The organism is Mesorhizobium silamurunense (assembly GCF_014843825.1).
GTDB lineage: Bacteria > Pseudomonadota > Alphaproteobacteria > Rhizobiales > Rhizobiaceae > Mesorhizobium > Mesorhizobium silamurunense.
On the sequence record NZ_JHQR01000345.1, the window covers coordinates 1 to 4,102 of the forward strand.

At 64.1% G+C, this 4,102-nt stretch carries 4 protein-coding genes and 1 pseudogene; 3 read left to right on the forward strand and 2 right to left on the reverse strand.

Annotation, left to right across the window (positions count from 1 at the left end; translation table 11 throughout):
- Positions 1 to 424: endonuclease/exonuclease/phosphatase family protein (locus DH10_RS32090; protein WP_343221655.1), on the forward strand; the 424-nt coding region annotated here is incomplete at its 5' end.
- A 45-nt stretch (positions 425 to 469) separates the two neighbouring features.
- Here the strand turns inward: DH10_RS32090 and DH10_RS32095 are convergent.
- A complete protein-coding gene (locus tag DH10_RS32095; RefSeq protein ID WP_192249094.1) occupies positions 470 to 1,063 on the reverse strand; it encodes a DUF922 domain-containing Zn-dependent protease in 594 nt (197 codons plus the stop codon).
- A gap of 214 nt (positions 1,064 to 1,277) precedes the next feature.
- Entirely contained in the window at positions 1,278 to 2,957 is a 1,680-nt protein-coding gene (locus DH10_RS32100; RefSeq protein ID WP_192249091.1) for an electron transfer flavoprotein-ubiquinone oxidoreductase, read from the reverse strand.
- Between the two features lie 252 nt (positions 2,958 to 3,209).
- Here DH10_RS32100 and DH10_RS32105 point away from each other — a divergent pair, with 252 nt between their 5' ends.
- Together DH10_RS32105 and DH10_RS32110 are read left to right on the forward strand one after the other, a co-directional pair.
- Positions 3,210 to 3,848 (forward strand): hypothetical protein, encoded by a 639-nt coding sequence (locus tag DH10_RS32105; RefSeq protein WP_192249088.1) that lies wholly within the window; start codon positions 3,210 to 3,212, stop codon positions 3,846 to 3,848.
- A 68-nt stretch (positions 3,849 to 3,916) separates the two neighbouring features.
- Positions 3,917 to 4,102, forward strand: a pseudogene (locus DH10_RS32110) (uracil-DNA glycosylase); the annotation flags it as partial.

Consider the following 4,102-nt stretch of genomic DNA (forward strand, 5'->3'; position numbering starts at 1 on the left):
CGCAATCCATTTGAGCTGGCCCTGGCCGCACGAGCAGTACTGGCAGATCGGCGAACTGGCGGAGCCGCTTGGCGCGCTCGGCGAAACCGCAATCATGGCCGGCGACTGCAACGCCGTGCCGTGGAGCGCGGCGGTGCGTCGCGTCGCCTCGCTCGGCGGACTGACGGTGATGCCGTCGGCCGGGCCGACCTGGATCCACAGGAAGTTGCCCGACTTCCTGCGGCGCTTCGCCGGCCTGCCGATCGATCAGGTGTTCAGCAAGGGCGGGGTGATGATCCTGTCGTCAACGCGGTTGGAAGACGACGGCTCCGACCATCTGCCGGTGCTGGTCGAGTTCTCGTTACGGCCCGATGGCCGAGAGCCCGAGGATGAGCACGAGTCAGCGCTGGCGGCGAACAACCTTTCTACTGGGCCACGCGGCTAGACTGGGCTCGATCCACTCGAAATAGCCCGTGAAGCCGCCTTCGGCCTACTTCCCCATCAAGGCCGCGACCAGGTGCGCGACATGGCCGCCATCGCGGTGCTCGCGAGCATCGAAGGCATTCTGCCTGGCCTCGTATTCGGCATAGGCGGTTTGGATACGCTGGCGCGCCTCGCGGCGCGTCTTGTAGCAATAGGGATCGTCCGCGACCTGGAGGCCGGTGATCGACCGCTCGGTGGCGCGCATCATTTGCCTGGCGATGCGGCCATGGGTCTCCTCATGGGCACGCACGCCGGCGAAGAACCGGTCCCAGCGCTTCTTCAACGCCGGCGTGGCCGGCGAAGCGACGCGCGGAAAGGTGTAGAAGAGATTGAGCGTGCCGTTTGCCTGCTTGAGCCGGCACGACCCCTTGTCCTGGATCACGCCGAGCTCCCAGTCGACCGTGTAGGCGGTCTGGGCAATGGCATGGGTCATGAAGCCGTGCTTGGGGCCTTTGCTGTCCATGGCCTCGATGAGCGCCGCGCCAGAATTACCGGCAATGTCATAGGTACGCGTCTGGACCAGCACCGTGGTGCCGGCCGAAGCCTGCGGCGCGCACAGCGCGCCGAGGGCGACAAGGCATGTCAGAACCGCCAGCCGCATAGCCGTCTCTCCCTATCCTCAGCGAAAGGAAACACAAGCAGGCGACGGTTTCAACGGCCTTGAGGTTGCGCTGTCGCAACCTGTACCGCACGCAGGCCTCCTCATCTGGCTGCCGCCATCTTCTCCCGTAGGGGCAAGCTCCGGCGCTGGCACCCCTCTCCGTTCTTCACGGCGGGAGGGTGAGGGGCAGCGCAAAGCCTTTGGCAATTGCCCTCTACATGCCCTGATAGACCGGACCCTCTCCACCTTGTGGCGGCACCCAGTTGATGTTCTGGTTCGGATCCTTGATATCGCAGGTCTTGCAGTGGACGCAGTTCTGCGCGTTGATGACGAAGCGCACGTCCTTGGCCGACGGATCGGCCGCGGCGTTGCCGTCCTTGTCCACCCACTCGTAGACGCCTGCCGGGCAGTAGCGGGTCGAAGGGCCGGCAAAGACGTCGTGCTCGGAGCGCTGCAGCAGCGCCGCGTCGCCGACGATCAGATGCACCGGCTCGTTTTCCTCATGGTTGGTGTTGGACAAAAACACCGATGAGAGCCGGTCGAAGGTCAAGACGCCATCCGGCTTCGGATAGGCGATCTTCTGATGCTTGGAGGCGGGGTCCAACGTCGCGTAGTCGGCCTTGCCGTGCTTCAGCGTGCCGAAGGGCGAGAAGCCGAACAACGTGTTCAGCCACATGTCGAGACCGCCGATGCCGACGCCCACGATGGTGCCGAAGCGCGACCACAGCGGCTTGACGTTGCGCACCTTCTTCAGGTCCTTGCCGATGTCGCTGCCGCGCCAGGCGTCTTCATAGGAGGCGAGCTCGTCATTGGCGCGGCCGGCGGCAATGGCGTCTGCGACATGTTCGGCCGCCAGCATGCCGGACAGCACCGCATTGTGCGAGCCCTTGATGCGCGGCACGTTGACGAAGCCGGCCGCGCAGCCCATCAGCACGCCGCCCGGGAAGGAAAGCTTCGGCACCGACTGCCAGCCGCCCTCGGTGATGGCGCGGGCACCGTAGCCGATCCGCTTGGCGCCTTCGAAGGTGCCTCTGATCGCCGGATGCGTCTTGAAGCGCTGGAATTCCTCGAAGGGCGAGAGCCAGGGGTTCTTGTAGTTCAGGTGGACGACGAAGCCGACCGCCACCTGATTGTCTTCCAGATGATAGAGGAAGGAGCCGCCGCCGGTCTTCATGTCGAGCGGCCAGCCGAAGGAATGCTGCACCAGCCCCGGCTTGTGATTTTCCGGCTTGATCTGCCACAGTTCCTTGAGGCCGATGCCGAACTTGCCCGGCTCGCGGCCGTCGGCAAGCCGGTATTTCGCGATCAGCTGCTTGGCTAAAGAGCCGCGCGCGCCCTCGCCGATCAGCACGTATTTGCCCATCAGCGCCATGCCCGGCGCGTAGGCCGGGCCGTGCGTGCCGTCCTTCTCGACGCCCATGTCGCCGGTGATCACACCGGTGACGGCGCCGGCATCGTTGTAGACAAGGCTCGCCGCGGCAAAGCCCGGATAGATCTCGACGCCGAGCGCCTCGGCCTTGGTCGCCAGCCAGCGGCAGACATTGCCGAGCGAGACGATGTAGTTGCCGTGATTGTTCATCAGCGGCGGCATCAGGAAATTGGGCAGGCGGAACGAACCGGCGGGGCCGAGGACCAGGAAATGATCGTCGGTGACCGGCGTCTTGAACGGATGGCCCTCTTCCTCGCGCCAGCCCGGCAAAAGGCGATCGATGCCGATCGGGTCGACGACGGCGCCGGACAGTATGTGGGCGCCGACCTCGCCGCCCTTTTCCAAGACGACGACGGAAAGGTCGGGGTTGAGCTGCTTCAGACGGATCGCCGCGGCAAGGCCGGCTGGACCGGCGCCGACGATCACCACGTCGAATTCCATGCTCTCGCGTTCGATATCGCTCATCGACCCCTCACTGGCTTGCCATATTCTTGCATTTTGCTGGCTCACGCGCTGCATAGCGCATCAATTCGCGACGCGAAACCGGCGCTGACGTAACAAGGCCGATTTCGACAAAAAGTCGCGGTTTTCTGGCGATGCAAGCCCATTCGATCAGGCCAGGCAAAGCATCCAGCAGGGCCAACCGATTGGAAGGGGAACCACCGGACGCACGTTTTTAATTGTTCGACGGCTTGCTTATCGGCAATACTTGACCTCATGCGCACTCCCGAGCCAACCGGCTTTTCATCGAAGCGCTTACTCTTCACGCCCGGCGTGCTCTGCCGCGCGGTTCTTCCGCTCCTCTTTTCGCTTGGTGCCGCCCAGGCCGATACGCAGAAAGTGTGGGTGGCCGGCGCCTACTCCTTTTCCGACGAGCTTGGCGGCTTCCGCATCACCGGCGCTTCCGGAATCGGCACCAAGGATGACCCGCTGGTCATCACCGAGGAGCTGAATTCGGCGACACCGGTGACGCTGACCATCCGCGCCGTCAGGCCGATCGAAGCCTTCGGCAAGGCCGGCGACGTCGCCAATGGCGTGATGTATATGCGCATCGACGTGCTCAACAACAGCGCGCTGCCCTGGGTGGAATTCCAGTTCGAGCTGCAGGAAATCCTCGACCAGCCAAGCGTATTCGGCGACGGCCTATCCTTCGATCAGCGCAACAAGACGCCCGACAACATCGTTTCCAGCAACTTCGCCGATTTCGACCGCCAGTTCGAACCCTATGACCGGCTGCTGTTCAAGAACGGCAAGGTCGACCCGCTGAAGACGGCGACCTTCGCGTTCCTGATCACCGACTACACGCCGCGCTGGACGTTTTATCTGGTGCAGGATCCGCGCATTCCCACAGGCTGACGGACGTCGCGCTGGATGGCGAATTCACGGCGGTTGCAAATCATCGCCACGCGGACGATTGTGCCGCCATGACTGCCACCTCTCCCAACAACCCGATCGACATCGCCGAGCTGCTGGCCTTCTATGCCAGCGCCGGCGTTGACGAGGCGCTGGAAGACACGCCGATAAACCGGTTCGCCGGGGCCAAGCCGAAGCAAGCCGAGCGCGCGCCGGCCACGGCCGCGCCCGCTCGCGAAAGCAGGCCCCAGGAGCGG

Coding starts and splice junctions, on each gene's coding strand:
- DH10_RS32095 (WP_192249094.1), bottom strand. CDS start 1,063: ATGCGGCTGGCGGTTCTGACATGCCTTGTCGCCCTCGGCGCGCTGTGC.
- DH10_RS32100 (WP_192249091.1), bottom strand. CDS start 2,957: ATGAGCGATATCGAACGCGAGAGCATGGAATTCGACGTGGTGATCGTC.
- DH10_RS32105 (WP_192249088.1), top strand. CDS start 3,210: ATGCGCACTCCCGAGCCAACCGGCTTTTCATCGAAGCGCTTACTCTTC.